The sequence below is a fragment of the Brucella gallinifaecis genome (assembly GCF_006476605.1).
GTDB lineage: Bacteria > Pseudomonadota > Alphaproteobacteria > Rhizobiales > Rhizobiaceae > Brucella > Brucella gallinifaecis.
Window position 1 is genome coordinate 216928 of record NZ_ML636800.1, and the last position, 17386, is coordinate 234313.

Genomic DNA, 17386 nt, shown 5'->3' on the forward strand with positions numbered 1-17386 from the left:
AAAAATTGCGAAGTCCTGGTGAGGTCAAAATACTTAAAATTTATCTTGACTTTATAAGTGGTTTATCATTCAAGATAAGGTTCTATTAAGAATTTCTATAAATATTTATTAAGCTGACTTGGGGCCGGGTTGTGAAGTTTGTTCCACCATTGGTAGTGCTGCTGTTTTCGGCCACGATGTTGAGCGTATGGACACTCGACACGAAGCGCAGGCATGTCCTTTTGTTTGGTCTTGGCTTTTTATGTTTTGCGATAGCGCTTCTGGTACCTATATCGCTTTTATCTAATAGTCTTAGTCTGACATCTCCAATAGCAACCACCTTTTACTATCTTGGTGGTGTGCTGCTGTGCGAAGGTGTTATGATGCGGATGGGAGCACACTATTCTCGTATTATGGCCGGTCTGGTAGGCTTGGGTCTGGCTGGCGCAATGATCTGTTTCATTGGTTATGACCTTGGATATGTTTGGATTGCTCCGAGCGTGCATATTGCGTTAGGCTTATTATTTGCCGTTCTTTGAATACAGTCTCGCGCACTCATGGATCAAAGCTGGGTTGAACGCCTGCTTTGGAGTACTGTAGCATTGCTCAGTGTTCAGTTTTTTGCACAATCGATTGTCGCGGCACAGCTTTCTACGAACATTTCAAATCCGGCAGATCTTATCCGTTCTGCCTATTGGCAGGGCGTCATGATATCCGGAGCCTTTGCAGGGGTGATTGCCGGACTTGTCATATTGGTTGTTGCAACTTTCGATGTTATCAAAGAGTTACAGCTGGAGCGGGATATCGACCCTTTGACGGGCCTTTTCAATCGGAGGGGCTTGGAACGCTATGCTTGTCAACACCTCAGTCTGGCCAATAGGCCACCTTTTGCAGTCATAATTGGTGACCTTGATCATTTTAAACTTATTAATGATGAACTTGGTCATGCAGTGGGCGATCAGGTTTTAAATGAATTTGCTGCAACATTACGCTCTACCGTTACAAATGACAGCGTGATTGCACGCATAGGAGGAGAAGAGTTCGTTATTCTCGTACAGAATGATGCGGATGATGCTGAGAAGCTTGCCAGGCATCTTTGTCGTATTGTTGCCCGTAAAAGCTTTACAAGCCTGCCAAAAGGGCGCCGGATGACGTGCAGTTTTGGTGTTGCTATGGTGCGTGAGAATAACGATCTTTGGGATTCAATACAACGTGCAGATATGGCTCTTATGCGGGTAAAGAAACGCGGCCGCAATCGTGTTTCTGTTGAAGGTGATGAGTTTCAAAAATCTGATTTTGCAGCCTATCTTCTCACGGCCTGAAACAATTGCTGAAACGCATTTTCAGTTTCAATAGTATCATATTTCTTATTATCAAAACTGTTCTCCAATTATCATAATGACGTTGAGCATTTGGATCGAGAACCTTAGGTTTAAGTTCCATAAGATACCTTATGCGATCTCGAATTTTATAACAATGAGTTATCCAGTGCAAAGAACCTGAAATAGAATGCACCTACTCACATATTGACGAATTCCGGTTAGTGTGTACACGCAATCCATATTGATGCGCTAAGCTATAGGGCTAAAAAGACAGTACGGATAAGCCTTGGCGACATGAGTCAGCCTGACAAACTTGATATGTTGGTCGATGAGCTTATTTTCGGCTTTGCTTAGGCTGATTCCCTCAAATGCCCTGCCCGTAAGATGAATTTTCCCTAATAATTATATCTAAGCCTACGTCAAGCCGCTGACGTTGCGGATTTCAAGATGGACGGTCGATGTCAATTTCCTGTCAGTCATATTTGCCTCCCGATCATGAAAGCAGGCTAACAGTTCGGCTCTCTTTCAATAGCAATGATATTCTATATCTAAAGAGCAACGTGAATTTTTGTCATACTTATTGCCCCTATCCTGAGGGCTGGACGTGCAATCCGGCTGCAATGTGCCACAAACAAAATATCCTTTAATGCACTGAAAGATTTTAGTGTTTTGTCACCACCAGCCGCACGCCTAGGGTAAGTAATCTCTTCATGTATTCCGGCTGCTTCTGCCGCTTTCCTCAGGATAACAAAATGAGTCACAGAAATTTGCCCACCCGTTCGATCATTATCATAGGTGGCGGTTTTGCCGGTGCGGTTGCGGCTCTAAAACTAATCAGTCATGCCATGGAACCGCTTGATATCACCATTATAGAACCGGCGCAGGATCTCGGACGCGGCGTGGCCTATAACACGACGGAAGAAGTGCATCTCGTCAATGCTCCGGCGAACCACTTTTCGCTTCATCCCGAAGATCCCGAGCATTTCAGCCGCTGGTTCGAGCGCAATGCCGGAGATTTTCCAAGCCAGCCGGGGGGCTTTTCCCAAACCTGCGCACCACGCTGGCTTTATGGCAGCTATGTCGGCGAAGAATTGGCACGGGCTATCGCTATAGCGTCCTCACGTGGCGTGAAATTTCGTCATATACGCGGGCGTGCTGCGAATGTGGTGCGCGACGGCGACAGGCTTGAAGTGGTGCTTGAAGATGGTTCAGCTTTAACCGCAAATGAGGCAATACTTGCATTGGGTGTATTCAAGGCCCGCCCCCGTGCACAAGAAGCGGAAATAACAGGCCATCCACGTTTCGTCATAAATCCTTGGGATCCTGCGGCATTAGACCGGATTAAGAATGCACGCGACATATTGCTGATCGGCACCAGTCTCAGCATGGTCGATGTGGTCGCCAGCCTTGAGAACCGGGGATATAAAGGCCGCTACAGTGCGATCTCGCGACGCGGGCATCTGGTGGAGGCGCGGCGGAGCGAGCCGCCGGAGCGCCCTGATTTTCTCAATGATGACGCATTGCCGACCACCACACTGGAATTGTTGCGATGCGTAAACCGGGAACGGCGTGCCATTGAACTGGAAGGTGGTGATTGGCGCAGCCTGCTCCCTCACCTGCGCCCACGACTTGCAACGCTTTGGCAGCGTGCTTCAATAACAGAGCGTCTGCGCTTTACGCGTCATCTGCGTTCATTGTGGGACGTCACGCTTCATCAGGCTGCCGGTGCATCACGTATCTGGACCGAAAAGGCTGAAAGTGAAGGCCGCTTTTCAAGCGCCGCCGGACGCGTTCTCGGTCTTAGTCACGATGGCGAGCGTTTTGTAGCGCATATACGCTGGCGAACCGACGGCCGTGAAGAAACGGCGCGTTTCGATGCTATTGTTGATTGTCGCGGGCATCAAGAACACGACTGGCGGCGCATCGATGATCCATTTGTCCGCCGCTTGCTGGAACAAGGCTTAGTGCGCCCGCATGCCACCGGCTATGGTATCGACGCAACGCGGGATGGCAAGGTGATCGATAGCGATGGTCATATTGTGCCGGGACTTTACGCTATCGGCCATCCATTACGCGGCGTGGCGTGGGAATCCAGCTCGATCCCCGAGCAACTGTCGCAAGCCATCGCACTTTCGGAACAACTGCTCAGAGATCAGGCGACGCCAGTTGCGGCCGAATAGCGGAAGTCGGTTGCAAGCCGCCAATATGCAGCGCAGCGTTGCCGTGCTGTGAAGGTGTAGATAGCCCTGTATCGGACAACATGATCGCCTGACTACGCAGCCAGGAGCGAAACAAATCAACAGGAGACAGCTTCGCCTTATATGGAAGGGTGGCGAAATAATAGGAAAACCCTACCGGGCGCGGGGTGCCGAATGGCACTACCAAGCGTCCTGCGGCAAGATCAGCCTCGCAGAGGCGTAATTTGCCAAGAGCCAGCCCGTGCCCCGCCAGCGCCGCATCAATCGCCAGCGAAGACATGTTCATGCGAATGCCGCCTTCATCATTTTTTATCCGCATTCCCTCACTTCTAAGCCAATCGTTCCAGTCCGGGCAGCTTTTATCATGCTCCGGTCCGCTTTCATGGATCAATGGCACATCATCAAGCGAGATGGTGTCACACCCAAGCCCGTACCGACGCGCGAAATCTGGGCTGCAAATCGGCGCTATAGCTTCGGCAAAAATCGGATCAGCCACCAGATCCGGCGTCATGTCCGCCCCATAACGAATGACACAATCGATATCTTCGGATTCCAGATCGACAAGTTGAGTGGTCGCTTCCAGCAAAACCTGCACATTGGGTGCAGCCTTACGCAATGCGTCAAGTCGTGGCACCAGCCATTTGCTGGCAAATGACGGAGAGACTGAAACACGCACCACGGCGGGTCTGTCAACTTCTGACAATGTCGCAATGGTTTCGATCATTGTGATGAAAGCCTCGGAAAGTCCAGGCGCCAACTGTCGCCCCTTGTCAGTCAATTCTAGCTGACCACGGTTGCGATGAAACAGTGGCGTTCCAAGATGATCTTCAAGCAGACGCACCTGCTGCCCGATCGCCGCCGAGGTAACATGCAATTCATCAGCTGCAGCAGTAAAGCTCAGATGCTTTGCGCTCACAACGAAAGCACGCATCGCAGTCAGCGGCGGCAATCGCGCGAGTGTTGGCCTTATCATGCGTGATCGTTCGAATGAATAATTCCCGTTCATATATCTATTTGAACGTATAGGCAGGTCGCATGCGAGAGACATAGTTGCCCTTTCATCGACCTTGAAGAAGCGGATATTTCATTTGCCGGACAGCTTCAGGCACAAATATCTAATCTTCATAAAATCGATATGACGACACCTGTTACAATGTATGCAAAAAAGCAATCAGTGCCTCGCGCTCGTCATCTTCGAGATCGAGTGGCCGGATATGGGGGGAAATCCTCGCCGCGGCACGACGCAGCGGTTCATTTGCTTCTGTTTCGTTGCGCAGCCAGACGTCACCACCACCGCGCATATAGAAATTGACCACGCTTTCAAGCGTCTTGAAATGGCCCGTATGCATATAGGGTGCGGTGCGGGATACATGCCGGAGCGATGGTGTGCGGAAACGTCCGACATCGTCTTCATTGCCAGTGATGTTATAACGGCCAAGGTCCTGAGATGGTTCTCCAAATGCTGAAAGACCAAGATTATGAAAGCCGTCATCACTCAATAAAGGGCCGGAATGGCAAGTGCCGCATCCGGCCTTGTCAAAGAAAACCCGCATACCCATCAGTTCGTGATCCGTTAATATGTCACGTTCTCCATTGGTGAATCTGTCGAAACGAGACGGTTCGTCAAGCCGACTTATGAAAGCACGCAATGCATCCCCAACATGATGTGCCTTGACTGCAACAGAACCATAAACCGAACGGAATGCGGCTGCATAATCCTTGTCGGCACTCAATTTCCTCAAAAGTGAATCAATGTCCTTATTGGCCATTTCCTGAGGGTCAATCAATGGTGCAAGAAGCTGGACTTCGAGATCGGTCTTGCTCCCGTCCCATGACCAGAGACGGCGATGTGCAACACCGAACAAGGAAGGTGCATTACGGCCCTTACGGATCAAGGGATCGCTCCATCCATGATCGGGCCGGTGACAATCTATGCATGCAAGGTCGCCTTTGGCCGACAAGGCGCGATCACTGAATAATTGTTCGCCAAGTTGCTGTTTGTGCAAAGATGCAGCCGATCCGGCAAAGTCCCCACTCATAGCAGCCGGAGGTGTCGCGCCTTGAAGCGACAACATTACAGTACCAAATATAAATGCAATGCCGAGCCAACGGGCAGGACTTGTCTTAGAGCATGTCCCCCAAAAGTGGGAACCGGTTTTGGGATAAAGACATGCGTGAAAACAAAAGCTTAAAGCGCGTCTTCCGAATTGGATAAAATGCGGCACGCTTTAATGGCCGTGATGGTTGTTATCGCTGCCATGCTGCATTTTGCGTCCATGTTCTGTCAGGTGTGGTTTAATATCGAAAACAGTCGTTATCGCCCCTGCTCTCTCAAAAACCAGCTTGATTCTCACCTTATCCCCGACCTTAAGCGGGGCATCCAAATTGAAAAGCATGAGATGCTTGCCGCCGGGTTGCAGATCAACGCTTGCACCTGCCGGCAGCGCAATACCTTCATCCAGCAAACGCATGGTCATTACACCGTCAGTCACTTTCATTTCATGAATTTCGATATGACCTGCCTTCGCGGAATGGGCTGCAATGAGCCGATCCGGTTCTCCGCTCCGGTTGAACAGCGTGACATAGCCTCCCCCCGTACTGACTCCGGGTGGCGTTTCCAGCAGCCATGGACGACTGATAACAATATTTATCTGATCCGCCTGTTCGCCATCTGTCACATAATTTTTATGGCCTTTATGATTTTGATGATCAGCATGCTGCGTTTCATGTGCCTGAGCTGCCTGCAAAACCGCGGCAAACGTTAACAAGAATAGGACTGACCGAAGATAAAGTCTCATCGTCATTCTCCCTTCTGTCAGTTTTCGCCGCCAACTCGATCGGCTTCTATCAGGCGACGGTATTTTTCAAGCTGGACATCCGAGGTCTCGCGATAATCAATCTTGTCAAAGAAAGTCCCCTCGCCGTCAATGAGGTAGATAACGGCGGTATGATCAACCGTGTAGTCGCCATCTGTCAGCGCAACTTTTTTGTAAGTCGCGCGAAAGGCGCGTGCCACCGATGCAATCTCCTCTGGTGTTCCGCGCAATCCGACGATGCGCTTATCAAAAAAACCGAGATATTCTTTCAGCGTTTCCGCTGTATCGCGCTCAGGATCCACAGTGACAAAAACCGTGGTCAGCCTGTCTGCGTCGCTCCCCAGCTCTTGCAAGCTGAAGGCAATCTCGGAAAGCGTTGTCGGGCAGACTTCCGGGCAATGGGTGAACCCAAAAAAAAGCGCATAGGGCTTGCCTTTAAGGTTCTCACTGCCAAATGGCTGGCCCTCGATATTTGTCAGCCGGAACTCGCCGCCAATATCCGCCCCTTGGGCGTGAGTTGAAACAGGCAATGCCAAAGTGAGCCAAAAAGCTGACAGCAAGGCAAAAATTGGTTTTATCAGTGACAATCGGGTGCATCCTGTTCAAGATAGACTTCAAAAGAAACATTGCGCGCCCAGCGCGCGCGTCGTGCCTGCCAAAGCTCTTCGCGAGCAAGCAAAGCCAATGCCGACTGCACTTTGACTTGCAGCTCAGGGTTCTCTGCCACCTCTACCACCAGAGATGACGTTTCAACGGGTGGCAGCGTGGCGGAAAATTTGTGCCAGTTCCTATCCGCAAAAAGCATGGCCAGCAGTTCGGCATCATGCAATGCGGCATCACATTCGCCAGTGCGCACAAGCATCAGTGACAGCGCCGGTGCGCGTTGAATTTTCAATATCGCGCCATGATGAGTGGCTATTCTCTGCTCGTTAAAGCCCGCTTCAGAAACACAGACTACGCGCCCGGCGAGATCGTCCCATGTGCGAATATTTGTATCGCTACGCATTGCCACCGATAGGGGTGAACGAAAACCGGCTTCGATGATATTCTTCTCCTTGATGAGATTATCGGTCGCCTTTCGCTCTACAATCACATCGACACCGCCTTTTTCCAGCAGCTCTTTTCTCCCACTGGGAGTGACCTGCACGAAAATCGGTTGCAGGCCGAGCGAGCGGGCAAGTTCACGACCGATTTCCTGCTCAAATCCGTCTTCGGTATAGACCCTGAATTCCGTCGAACGGGGTTCAGGCGTTACATAGGCCACTCCGATACGCAATTGCTGCGATTCCGATAGCAAGAATCCTGATGCCTTAGCCTGAATGCAGGCCACAGTGGCGAAGACGACAAGCAGGGCATAGAGATAATTTCGGCGCATATTCCCGACATTCCTTTCATATGCCTTCCCTAACCCTAATAGGGCTTCGATCAGGTTTTGAAGAAAGAATGATTTGTGTGAAGCGAAAGAATTTCTTTTTTATCGCGAGGCGATCTTTGCAATGATCAAAACGTCGAATTGATTTCGAGTAATCTGCCAGAGAGAGAAAAAATAAACCATTATTTTAAGTAAAATAGCAAACTTCTACAAAAGCAAAGAAAAGTTTCCGCCATTGATAGAAATATTTTCTCCATGTTTATTCTTCCCCTCTGTAAAAGTGAGAAATCATTTACAGCGCCCTTTACCGGAGATTGACATGAAAAAGAACCTGATCAAGCAGGCTCGCAACGCCCTTCTTGGTGCCATTATCACAGTATCGGGCATCACGATGGGTGCGAATGCATCGCTTGCAGAAAGTGCAAAAGAACCACTGCCATTTATCAACCTGCAACTACGCCCGTGGACAGTGGTCGCCGAGAAGCTCGGTATACTGAAAGAAGAATATGACAAGGTCGGCATTTCCCGCGTCAATCTCATCGCTTCCGGTGCAGCGGAGCTGATCGGGGCGGAATCGGCAGCGGTTGATAATGGCGCCATCGCCGTTGCACAGCGCATGGTCTATCCGGCAACCGTGCATAAGGCCAATGGTCTTGATGCCGTCATCGTCTGGCTATCCGAACCATCCGATGAGTATCGAACGCCCATTCTGGCACGCGTCAATGACACCTCTATCAATAATGTAGAGGATCTTGATGGCAAGATTTTTGCCTCCAGCCGTATCAGTTGCTATTTCACTTCGCCATTCGAAATCCTCAACAAAGCAGGGTTGCCGCTTGATTCACGGCTTCAAAAAGGTCGTGTCCGTTATCAGTCCATCGACAATTCGGCAGCCGTCAATGCAGCACTTCTGAGCGGCGCAATCGACGCCACCGCAGCACATCTGGCCGTCAACAATGCCGCAGCCCTGTGGCTTTCCGGCGAAGTCAAGATCGTCGGGCGCTCCCCAAATGATGGCGTCTATGTCAATGGCGCCGGGCGGGTCTCCTATTTCGCCAAACGCGAATTCGTCGATGAATATCCGGAAGCCATCCGCGCATTTCTCCTTGCCCATGAACGCACCAAGAAATGGATTTATGCGAATATTGATGAAGCGGCTGAAATTATCGCAGAGGGCACCCGCGTTCCTGTCGAAATCGCCAAGTTCCAGATCACTGATCCTTCGACATTTGAATTCATGGCTGGCGAGCATAATGCTGATGCCGCACGCAAGAACATCAAGGAGTTCCAGGCCTGGTATATTGCCAATGGCGACGACATCCTGGTGGAGCGCGGCTTGAGCGAGAAACAGATCGACGAATTCGTTGATGGGCGTTTCTTTGCCGGTGGTGAATATTCAATCTACTAATTGTTTAATGAGGCCGCTTCCACACCGTTGGAGCGACCTCTTTCCTTTTACCCGGCCCTTTTACCCGGCAGGAAATGATATCCATGAGCACAACCAATATACTTGCCGATACACCGCCGATCGGTCGCCGCACCTCCTTTGTAACGAAGCTTACAAGGTTCTTCAGCGGCGCCAATGTCATCGGTCTGATCCTGCCTGTCACATTGCTTATCCTGTGGCAAACGGCCTCGTCGCAGAAATGGATTCAACCGGTATTCCTACCCTCGCCATGGACCACGGTCGAGGCCTTTTGGAAAATGGCAACACGCCAGAATCTGCACATCGATTTTCTCTTTTCTATCTCGATTGTCAGTCAGGCCTTCATCTATGGCGCGGTCGTTGCAGTCGCGCTTGGCATTGCAGCAGGACTGTCGCGCCGGGTCGAGCAGTTTTTTGGACCGACCTTCGATACGGTCCGCCATATTCCGGGGATTGCATGGCTGCCGCTGATCGTATTGTGGTTAGGCATTGGTGCGCCGGCCAAAATTCTGGTCATTGCAAAATCGGTTTTCTTTCCGGTGTTTCTCAATACACTGCAGGGCATACGTGACGTCGAAAAACGCTATATCGAACTTGCAGACGTCCTGACATTGACGCGCTGGCAGTTGGTACGAAAAGTTATACTGCCAGCCGCCGTACCCTCAATTATGGTCAGCCTTCGATATTCAGCCGGTGTTGCCTGGGCACTGGTCGTAGTGGCTGAGGGTCTTAGCGGCCTGGAAGGGATCGGCTATCTGATCTTCCGTGCGCAAGGCCTTTTGATGACGGATCAACTCGTTGTCTGCATGATCATCATCGGTTTTGTCGGCTTTTCCATCGATCGCCTCATGCTCGCACTGCAGCGCTATGTACTGCGCTGGAAACAGGGATTTGAAGGCTGAAGCCTGCCCCTTTTATCGATAATTCAAGGACAAGATCATGGTACAATGCGGCAGCCTCGATATTCACAAAGTCAAGAAACACTACGACGTCGAGGGTAGACGGCTTGAAGTGCTCCACAATGTCGATCTCAAGGTCGAACCGGGTGAATTCATCAGTCTCGTAGGTCCTTCCGGTTGCGGAAAATCAACATTGCTACGGTTGATCATAGGTCTTGACGCCGATTTCCAGGGCGACATTCTACTCGATGGCAACCCTGTTTCCGGCACAAGCCTCAACCGCGGCATCGTCTTTCAGGACCACAGGCTGTTACCCTAGCTGACGCTGGAGCAGAATGTCAGCCTTGCGCTGGAAAACGCCCCATTGTCGGAAGCGGAAAAAAAGAAGACCGTGACCGAACATATCGGACTGGTCGGTCTAAAGGGTTTTGAGAAATCCTTTCCACATCAGCTTTCGGGCGGTATGGCGCAACGGGCCGCAATCGCACGCGGTCTCGTTACCCGCCCGGAAATTCTGCTTCTCGATGAACCGCTCGGCGCACTTGATGCGTTAACGCGCGTACGGCTGCAAAAGGAACTTCTCCGCATTTGGGAAGTGGAAAAAGTAACGATGATCCTCGTCACCCATGATGTCGACGAGGCGATTTATCTCAGCAATCGCGTCGTGGTGATGAATAGCGGCCCCGGCCGGATCGTGAAGGAGTTGGAAGTCGATCTACCCTTGCCACGTGACCGTGCCAGCCATGAATTTGTCGATCTGAAACGACAGGTTCTGGAACATATGGGGGAATATGTTCATGCCCGCAATCATGCCGATGCCGCCTGATGAAGGGATATTCCATGCGCCTGTTCCCGACAATCGCGATGGCCCTTTTCCTTGCAACCGGCCTGAGCGCCCCGGCACAAGCAATAGACACGCCACCATCTACAGATTTGCCCGATCTGTCGCAGATCCGGGCTCAGATTTATTCCGGCGATTATAAACCGGCCATTGCCGCACTGCTTGATCTGTCGAAGAGCGTCAAACATGCCGATCTCTATAATCTGCTGGGCTTCAGCCTGCGTAACATTGGCCGTTATGATGAAGCAGGTCGCTGGTACAAAGAAGCGCTCTACTACGATCCGACCCATAGGGCGGCAATCGAATATCAGGGCGAACTTTATATCAAGACAGGTGATCTGGAAGCCGCGCAAGCCAATGTCCAATTGCTGAAGCTTCTGTGCCCCAAGGGTTGCAAGGAACTCGACATACTCTCCGCGGCACTCGACAAGAATGATGCATCATCCGACAGTTCAAAGCCCGGAAGGGAACATCCATGACGACATCATCGCTTCGGGTCATTGATTTTCACAGCCATTTCGTTCCATCAGGATGGGAATTGCCGCAACCAAGCGGCAGCACGCAACACAATCAGCACTGGAACGCCATCCATCGTCGCATTGTCGATGAAGCGGCACTGCTTGAAAGCATTCGTGAGGGCGACATTGCCGGACGTGTGGTCAATGCACCCACAGCCCTGTTTGCTCCCGATGCACAAGCGGATGCCTATCGCCGCATTAACGACCAATTGGCAGAACTCTCTGCAAGGCATCAAGGTCGCATTCATGCGCTTGCCAGCGTTGATGCCTGGTCGGGGGAAGCAGGGGCACGTGAATTGCATCGTGCAGTATCGGAACTTGGCCTGCGCGGCGTATTCGTGGATAGTGCCAAAGGTGATCTGCTGATTGATGCACCTCAGGCTCGACCCGTGCTTCAGGCAGCAGCCGAACTTGGCGTCGTCGTCTTCTTGCATCCTGTCAATCCGCAACCGCTGACGTCGCAGCTTGCGCCCTATGGCCGTTTGGGCACGCTTCTGGCACGCGGCACTATCAATGCTGCGGCCCTTGTCGCTCTCATCGAAGGCGGCGTTTTCGATGAACTCGACAATCTCAAAGTTGTGGTCACGGCGCTGGCCGCAAGCGGGATCATCCTTCCTTCGGCATTTGGTGAGGAATTCAGCCAGCGCTCCGATGTTCGCAAGATTCTGCGCAAGCATGTGCATGTCGATACGATGGGGTTCGATCCGGCCCTGATCCGCCCCTTTGTTGAGATACTCGGCCCCGATAATGTAGTCGCAGGCAGCGACTGGCCGATCATAAGCGACGGCCCCATCAGCCCTAAAGTCGAAAAAGCACTGTCTGCCGCGGGCCTCGACGCAGAGAGCCGCGCCAAGGTCGCAGGCCTCAACAGCTTGCGCCTAGTCGGTGCAAACAAGATCAACTGACAATCCCGGAGGTTTTGCCATGTCGAGACGCGGCGAACAAATCAGACTCAATGCATTTCTTTATTTCACCGGTCATCATGTCGCTGCATGGCGACACCCTGCAGCCTGGACCAATGTGGAACTGGAAGATTATATCGGACTTGCACGTATCGCAGAGGCCGCAAAATTCGATGGTCTGTTCCTCGCCGACGGCGTGAGCGTGCGACTGCGTAATGTCGAGGCGGCAAGCCGCAAGGCGCATAGTGGCGTAACCCCTTTCGAGCCGCTCACATTGCTCTCGGCCCTTGCCGCCGTCACCAGCAATATAGGCCTCATCGCCACGGCTTCGACCAGTTTTTCCGACCCTTACAATCTGGCAAGACAGTTTCTGTCGCTGGATCGCCTGTCAAAGGGCCGCGCGGGATGGAATCTTGTAACCTCTGGCGAGCCGGAATCGGCCTTTAATTTTGGTCATGGTGCGCCAATCGTCCACGCTGATCGCTACGAGCGTGCGCAGGAATTTGCCGATGTGGTAACAGGACTGTGGGACAGTTTCGATGATGATGCCTTTTTGCGTGACAGGGAAAGCGGGCGCTATTTCGACCCCGAAAAGCTCCGTGTACTGAACCACAACGGCAAGCATTTCAAGATACGTGGGCCGCTCAACATTCCCCGCTCGCCGCAAGGCCGGCCGGTCATCGTGCAGGCAGGTGCTTCGGAACCCGGCAAAGAACTTGCAGCACGCACGGCGGAAGCGGTATTCGCCGCCGAAGTGACACTGGAAGATTCGGTCAAATTCTATGCCGATCTCAAAGGCAGGCTGGCGCGTTATGGCCGCTCGGCAGATGAATTGAAGGTCCTGCCCGGTATCTTCCCAGTCGTCGCCCCCACACTTTCGGAAGCTGAAGAGAAATTTGAACAGTTGCAGGAACTGATCCAGCCGGAAGTCGGGCTGGACTTGCTTTCCGGCATGATTGGCACCGACCTTTCATCATGGCCATTAGATGGTCCGGTCCCTGACTTGCCAGAAACCAATGGCGGCAAGAGCCGGCAGGAATTGCTTTACAAGTTGGCGCGACGCGAAAACCTGACGATCCGCCAGCTTTACAAGCGCATTGCAGGTGCGCGCGGCCATTGGCAGGTGGTGGGCACGCCAACGCAGGTCGCTGATCTGCTCGAAGAACGCTTCCAGAATTACGGTGCCGACGGTTTCAACGTCATGTCACCGATCAAGCCCGGCGGTCTGACCGATTTCATAGACCTTGTGGTTCCAGAACTTAGACGTCGTGGGCTGTTCCGTACGAAATATGAGGCAAATACATTACGCGGCAATCTTGGTCTGCCAATCCGCCCATTGCTCCATTCTGCGTCTGTAGCGGCCGAATAGGAGCGAATCCAGACGATTATACTAACGCAACTCAATATCCTGTACGATTTTTCTCAGGCTCAAGAGGGCGAACGCTCACTTTGAGTGATCGGATCAAAATCCATCAAGGAATCGATTGAGAGGGACAATCATTTTGATTTGAACTAACCGGAGGCGAAGCCTCCGGTAGCAAACAGATTGAAAGCCTCATAGAAACTGGTGCCCGTCCAGAAGGCACCGTTATTTGTATAAATTTAATCAGGCTTCAGGTGAATAACCAAATGTCACTGCCGGATTTTCCGCAGTTTCGACCCAAATGCTTTTTGCTTGGGTGTAAGCCATCAGCGCATCCTTGCCACTGGAACGACCATAGCCACTACGGCCAAAGCCGCCAAACGGAGACATGACAGAAATTGTCTTGTAACCGTTAATCCAGAAGGTGCCAGCCCGCACGTTAGCGGCAACCCGGTGTGCACGCGCAACATTTTCAGTCCAGACAGCACCTGCAAGGCCATAAGGATTATCATTGGCAAGCGCTACCGCTTCGGCTTCATCATCAAATGGCATAACCGCAACAACAGGGCCGAAGACTTCTTCCCTTGCAATGTTCATGGTCGGTTTGACCTGATCAAGAATTGTCGGCGCATAATAATAACCGCCAGTTTCCTCTAGAAATTCTGGCTTTTTTCCGCCTGCCGCCAACATCGCGCCATCTGCGATCCCTTCACGCACCATCTGATCAATTTTTGACCATTGCCGCGCATTGTTGATTGGGCCGATATGCGAGTTATCATCATAAGGATTTCCAACCACTATATGGTTCGCAGCATCGGCGTAGCGTTCAACAAACTCCTGGTGGATTGAACGATGCACCAGCAATCGTGAACCAGAAACGCAACTCTGTCCGGCTCCGCTAAAAATAGCCGATTGGGCACCAATGATCGCCCGATCAATATTGGCATCCGGAAACACAATGTTGCCTGACTTGCCACCAAGTTCCAATATACAAGGCACAACATTTCTGGCAGCGGTGGCAGCAATTGCTGACCCAGCCTGAGCCGATCCGACAAAGACCACAAGTCCGGTAAGCGGATGTGAAACCGCAGCTTGCCCCGCAGTCAGTCCCTGCCCCGCAATAACATTGACGAGGCCGCGTGGAGCGCCGCCCTGCTCGCACATCAACCCCAGGATCAACGTGGAAAGAGGCGTCAATTCTGATGGCTTGATAACCACGGCATTGCCTGCACAGATTGCCGGCGCAATCTGCCAGCCGCCTGTAAACAAAGGCGCATTCCATGGGGTAATCTGCGTCACGACACCAATTGGCTCATGACGGGTATAATTGAGGTGACTGCTCGGGACAGGAATGACATCGCCATAGAGTTTATCACACCAACCCGCATAATATTCAAACATCTCAGCCACACGAACGGCTTCGCCACGAATGTCACGAATAGGTCGCCCAGCCGAACGGCTCTCGATTTCGGCTATAAGAGGAGCATGTTCTCGGATGCGTCGGGCAATTTCATTCATCACGCGTCCGCGTGCGGAAGCTGTTAGCCCCATCCATTCCTTTTGGGCGCGTGAAGCACTATCCATCGCTGCATCGATAACGGACTGATCCGCATCATTGAAGGATGCAAATACTTTACCAGTTGCCGGATCCGTCAGCTTCTGTTCGGAACCGCCACCGATAAGAATTTCACCATTCACAAAGCTGCCTATTTCGCCTTTTGGAAAGAAGCTTTGGAATATTTCAGCAATACGTGCCGACTGTGCGTTTGTTTCAATTTTTTGCGTCATGATATGGCTCATTATTTAGATGAATCGGATTGAAAAGCGCCCATCCGGGTAAAGTCATCGCTATCATCGAGATGCGTTGAACCAGCCCAAAGCTTTGCAACAACAGATGTGAGCGGGTTTTCTGCACCCGTACGTTGCGCCATTTCCTGCGCCAGACGCACATCTTTGCGCATCAGTCCCATTGAAAAGCCGCTGTCAAAACGATCATTCATAATCCATGTCGGAAAATGAACTTCGCTGATCATGGATTTCCCGGATGCTGCATTCAAAACACGCAGCGCTGCCTCTGGGCTTATTCCCGCAGCCAGTGCCAGCTTCAGCCCCTCGCTGGTCGTAATCATATGCGCTGCAGCCAGAAGATTATTAACAAGCTTTGCAACATTACCGGCACCGCTCGGCCCCACATGCAATGCTTTTGCAGCCATGGCTTCAATCACAGGTTGAGCAAGCGCCAGATCTGTGTCACTTCCACCAATCATCATCGTCAGCTTGCCTGAAGCCGCCCCAGCGGGTCCGCCACTCACTGGCGCATCAAGAAATCCGTGCCCGAGTGCAGCAAGTTTCTGCGCCAATTCCCGACTAACATCCGGCTCGGACGTAGAGGTATCGATGATTACAACACGCCCGTGATCTCTGGCCAATTTATCCAGATGCGCATTCACGACAGTTTCAACATCGCGGGCTGTCGGCAGAGAGAAAACCAGAAAATCAGCTTTTTCAAAAAGGAGATCAAGGGTTTCGGCTGGAGTTACATTTACATTTTCAGCCAATGCTTTGCGTTCTGCCGACAAATCAAAACCAAGCGTAGAGAAGCCTTTCGCAGCAAGTGTCTGCGCCATGCCAAGTCCCATACTTCCAAGGCCAACAACGCCAATTATTGGCTTATCATGTTGCGACATTCCACATCTCCATTTTTCGTGTGCAGCCATAAAGCTCACCACATTTCGAATGAAGAAAAGCTCGCACCAAACCGGTCAAGCGCATAGCCATTTTAGAAACAACGCAGTGTCCCACACAGTGCAACGGTGTGTGGTATATCTACTTGAATGCTGCCATGTTATTGGCAAGAAAACCGCTTAGCCTTTCGACTGAAAGTGGCAATCTGCGGCGCGCGCGCACCATGAGATGAGCGCTTGCCTCAGCAAGTAACGGATCTGACAATTCTCTCACTGCAACTGCATGTCGCGCCAACTCAGTTGAGACAGCAAAACGTGGCAAAAATGATATGCCAAGGCCCGCGATCACAAAACGCCGCAAAACATCAATGGATGTCGTTTCGACCAGCGGAGCCATAGCAAAACCGCCATCCGCGGCAACACGCGTGACCAGTTGTGTAATCCCATGCCCGGGCCCCAACAAGGCATTTGGCAAGCCGGCACAATCAGCCAGCTCAGGCTTGTCTTTCTCAAGCAAAGGATGGTGTGGAGGCGTAATAACACAAAGCGATTGTTTCGAAATCGCCAGCGAACGAACGCGGGCATCCATCAATGGATTATAAGCAATTCCTATATCAGCATCGCCATTGGCTATGCCATCCAGCACGCTTTGTGTTCCGCCAAGCTGCAAGTCATATTGAATATCTGGATAAATCTTGACGAAAGAGCCAAGGCCATATTGCAAAACATCTGCAAGGAACCCTTCGCCGCACAGAATTCGTACACGTTTTTGCTGAACACTTTTTAGAAATCCAAGTTGCTCGGTCAACAGACTATGCTCTTCAAGCACACGCCTGCTGTGCTCAAGCACCAGATCACCTGCCTCAGTCAATGTCATGCCACGTGCATTTCGTTCAAACAGAGATAGACCTATATTGCGCTCTGTTTCGGCAATCTGTCGACTAACCACGGATGGTGCAACATTCACATGCTCGGCTGCAGCACGGATCGAACCAAACCGTACCACTGCCATAAACAAGCGTAATTCTTTAGCGTCCAGTGTGTCCATGACTCTTTGTTGCCGAGA

The 17386-nt window shown here is 51.5% G+C and carries 14 protein-coding genes and 2 pseudogenes; 8 read left to right on the top strand and 8 right to left on the bottom strand.

The window, feature by feature from the left end; all coding sequences use genetic code 11:
* Nucleotides 1-131: 131 nt before the first annotated feature.
* Both FHY56_RS00970 and FHY56_RS00975 read left to right on the top strand, forming a co-directional pair.
* A pseudogene (locus tag FHY56_RS00970) lies at nt 132-1301 on the top strand (GGDEF domain-containing protein).
* Nucleotides 1302-2053: 752 nt separating this feature from the next.
* A complete protein-coding gene (locus FHY56_RS00975; RefSeq protein ID WP_140903311.1) occupies nt 2054-3481 on the top strand; it encodes an FAD/NAD(P)-binding protein in 1428 nt (475 codons plus the stop codon).
* Here FHY56_RS00975 and FHY56_RS00980 read toward each other — a convergent pair.
* The 5 genes from FHY56_RS00980 to FHY56_RS01000 form a co-directional block, all read right to left on the bottom strand.
* Nucleotides 3447-4472 (bottom strand): LysR substrate-binding domain-containing protein, encoded by a 1026-nt coding sequence (locus FHY56_RS00980; protein WP_235889389.1) that lies wholly within the window; start codon nt 4470-4472, stop codon nt 3447-3449. The genes FHY56_RS00975 and FHY56_RS00980 overlap by 35 nt on opposite strands.
* A 175-nt stretch (nt 4473-4647) precedes the next feature.
* The gene (locus tag FHY56_RS00985) at nt 4648-5574 is read right to left on the bottom strand and encodes a cytochrome-c peroxidase (RefSeq protein ID WP_140903313.1); all 927 of its coding nucleotides are present in this window, start codon (nt 5572-5574) and stop codon (nt 4648-4650) included.
* A gap of 153 nt (nt 5575-5727) precedes the next feature.
* Complete coding sequence (locus tag FHY56_RS18325) at nt 5728-6303, bottom strand: copper chaperone PCu(A)C (RefSeq protein WP_140903314.1); 576 nt, start codon at nt 6301-6303, stop codon at nt 5728-5730.
* 11 nt (nt 6304-6314) lie between these two features.
* Nucleotides 6315-6902 carry an SCO family protein gene (locus tag FHY56_RS00995; protein WP_140903315.1) on the bottom strand — a complete coding sequence of 196 codons (588 nt, stop codon included), beginning with the start codon at nt 6900-6902 and terminating at the stop codon, nt 6315-6317.
* Nucleotides 6893-7690 (bottom strand): substrate-binding periplasmic protein, encoded by a 798-nt coding sequence (locus FHY56_RS01000; RefSeq protein WP_140903316.1) that lies wholly within the window; start codon nt 7688-7690, stop codon nt 6893-6895. Before FHY56_RS01000 ends, FHY56_RS00995 begins: the two co-directional genes overlap by 10 nt.
* A gap of 316 nt (nt 7691-8006) precedes the next feature.
* Here FHY56_RS01000 and FHY56_RS01005 point away from each other — a divergent pair, with 316 nt between their 5' ends.
* From FHY56_RS01005 to FHY56_RS01030, 6 genes and pseudogenes are all read left to right on the top strand, one after another.
* Nucleotides 8007-9095, top strand: a complete 1089-nt coding sequence (locus tag FHY56_RS01005) for an ABC transporter substrate-binding protein (protein WP_140903317.1) — start codon at nt 8007-8009, stop codon at nt 9093-9095.
* A gap of 83 nt (nt 9096-9178) precedes the next feature.
* Nucleotides 9179-10015, top strand: coding sequence for an ABC transporter permease (locus tag FHY56_RS01010; protein ID WP_140903318.1), 837 nt, complete (start codon nt 9179-9181; stop codon nt 10013-10015).
* 37 nt (nt 10016-10052) lie between these two features.
* Nucleotides 10053-10838: pseudogene (locus FHY56_RS01015) on the top strand (ABC transporter ATP-binding protein).
* Nucleotides 10839-10852: 14 nt separating this feature from the next.
* Nucleotides 10853-11332 carry a tetratricopeptide repeat protein gene (locus FHY56_RS01020; RefSeq protein ID WP_140903536.1) on the top strand — a complete coding sequence of 160 codons (480 nt, stop codon included), beginning with the start codon at nt 10853-10855 and terminating at the stop codon, nt 11330-11332.
* Nucleotides 11329-12276, top strand: coding sequence for an amidohydrolase family protein (locus tag FHY56_RS01025; RefSeq protein ID WP_140903319.1), 948 nt, complete (start codon nt 11329-11331; stop codon nt 12274-12276). The genes FHY56_RS01020 and FHY56_RS01025 overlap by 4 nt, the downstream gene beginning before the upstream one ends.
* A gap of 19 nt (nt 12277-12295) precedes the next feature.
* Nucleotides 12296-13642 carry an LLM class flavin-dependent oxidoreductase gene (locus FHY56_RS01030; RefSeq protein ID WP_140903320.1) on the top strand — a complete coding sequence of 449 codons (1347 nt, stop codon included), beginning with the start codon at nt 12296-12298 and terminating at the stop codon, nt 13640-13642.
* Between the two features lie 237 nt (nt 13643-13879).
* Here the strand turns inward: FHY56_RS01030 and FHY56_RS01035 are convergent, their stop codons facing one another.
* The 3 genes from FHY56_RS01035 to FHY56_RS01045 all read right to left on the bottom strand — a co-directional run bounded on the left by FHY56_RS01035 (nt 13880) and on the right by FHY56_RS01045 (nt 17368).
* Nucleotides 13880-15424, bottom strand: coding sequence for an aldehyde dehydrogenase family protein (locus FHY56_RS01035; RefSeq protein WP_140903321.1), 1545 nt, complete (start codon nt 15422-15424; stop codon nt 13880-13882).
* An 11-nt stretch (nt 15425-15435) separates the two neighbouring features.
* Nucleotides 15436-16323, bottom strand: coding sequence for an NAD(P)-dependent oxidoreductase (locus tag FHY56_RS01040; protein WP_140903322.1), 888 nt, complete (start codon nt 16321-16323; stop codon nt 15436-15438).
* 139 nt (nt 16324-16462) lie between these two features.
* A complete protein-coding gene (locus FHY56_RS01045) occupies nt 16463-17368 on the bottom strand; it encodes a LysR family transcriptional regulator (RefSeq protein WP_140903323.1) in 906 nt (301 codons plus the stop codon).
* Nucleotides 17369-17386 lie beyond the last annotated feature (18 nt).

What these genes read in the sequence shown, in the direction of transcription:
- FHY56_RS01025 (WP_140903319.1), top strand. Translation starts at nt 11,329, where the DNA reads ATGACGACATCATCGCTTCGGGTCATTGATTTTCACAGCCATTTCGTT.
- FHY56_RS01000 (WP_140903316.1), bottom strand. Translation starts at nt 7,690, where the DNA reads ATGCGCCGAAATTATCTCTATGCCCTGCTTGTCGTCTTCGCCACTGTG.
- FHY56_RS01045 (WP_140903323.1), bottom strand. Translation starts at nt 17,368, where the DNA reads ATGGACACACTGGACGCTAAAGAATTACGCTTGTTTATGGCAGTGGTA.
- FHY56_RS18325 (WP_140903314.1), bottom strand. Translation starts at nt 6,303, where the DNA reads ATGACGATGAGACTTTATCTTCGGTCAGTCCTATTCTTGTTAACGTTT.
- FHY56_RS01020 (WP_140903536.1), top strand. Translation starts at nt 10,853, where the DNA reads ATGCGCCTGTTCCCGACAATCGCGATGGCCCTTTTCCTTGCAACCGGC.
- FHY56_RS01010 (WP_140903318.1), top strand. Translation starts at nt 9,179, where the DNA reads ATGAGCACAACCAATATACTTGCCGATACACCGCCGATCGGTCGCCGC.
- FHY56_RS01030 (WP_140903320.1), top strand. Translation starts at nt 12,296, where the DNA reads ATGTCGAGACGCGGCGAACAAATCAGACTCAATGCATTTCTTTATTTC.
- FHY56_RS00980 (WP_235889389.1), bottom strand. Translation starts at nt 4,472, where the DNA reads ATGATAAGGCCAACACTCGCGCGATTGCCGCCGCTGACTGCGATGCGT.
- FHY56_RS01035 (WP_140903321.1), bottom strand. Translation starts at nt 15,424, where the DNA reads ATGACGCAAAAAATTGAAACAAACGCACAGTCGGCACGTATTGCTGAA.
- FHY56_RS00985 (WP_140903313.1), bottom strand. Translation starts at nt 5,574, where the DNA reads ATGTTGTCGCTTCAAGGCGCGACACCTCCGGCTGCTATGAGTGGGGAC.
- FHY56_RS01040 (WP_140903322.1), bottom strand. Translation starts at nt 16,323, where the DNA reads ATGTCGCAACATGATAAGCCAATAATTGGCGTTGTTGGCCTTGGAAGT.
- FHY56_RS00975 (WP_140903311.1), top strand. Translation starts at nt 2,054, where the DNA reads ATGAGTCACAGAAATTTGCCCACCCGTTCGATCATTATCATAGGTGGC.
- FHY56_RS01005 (WP_140903317.1), top strand. Translation starts at nt 8,007, where the DNA reads ATGAAAAAGAACCTGATCAAGCAGGCTCGCAACGCCCTTCTTGGTGCC.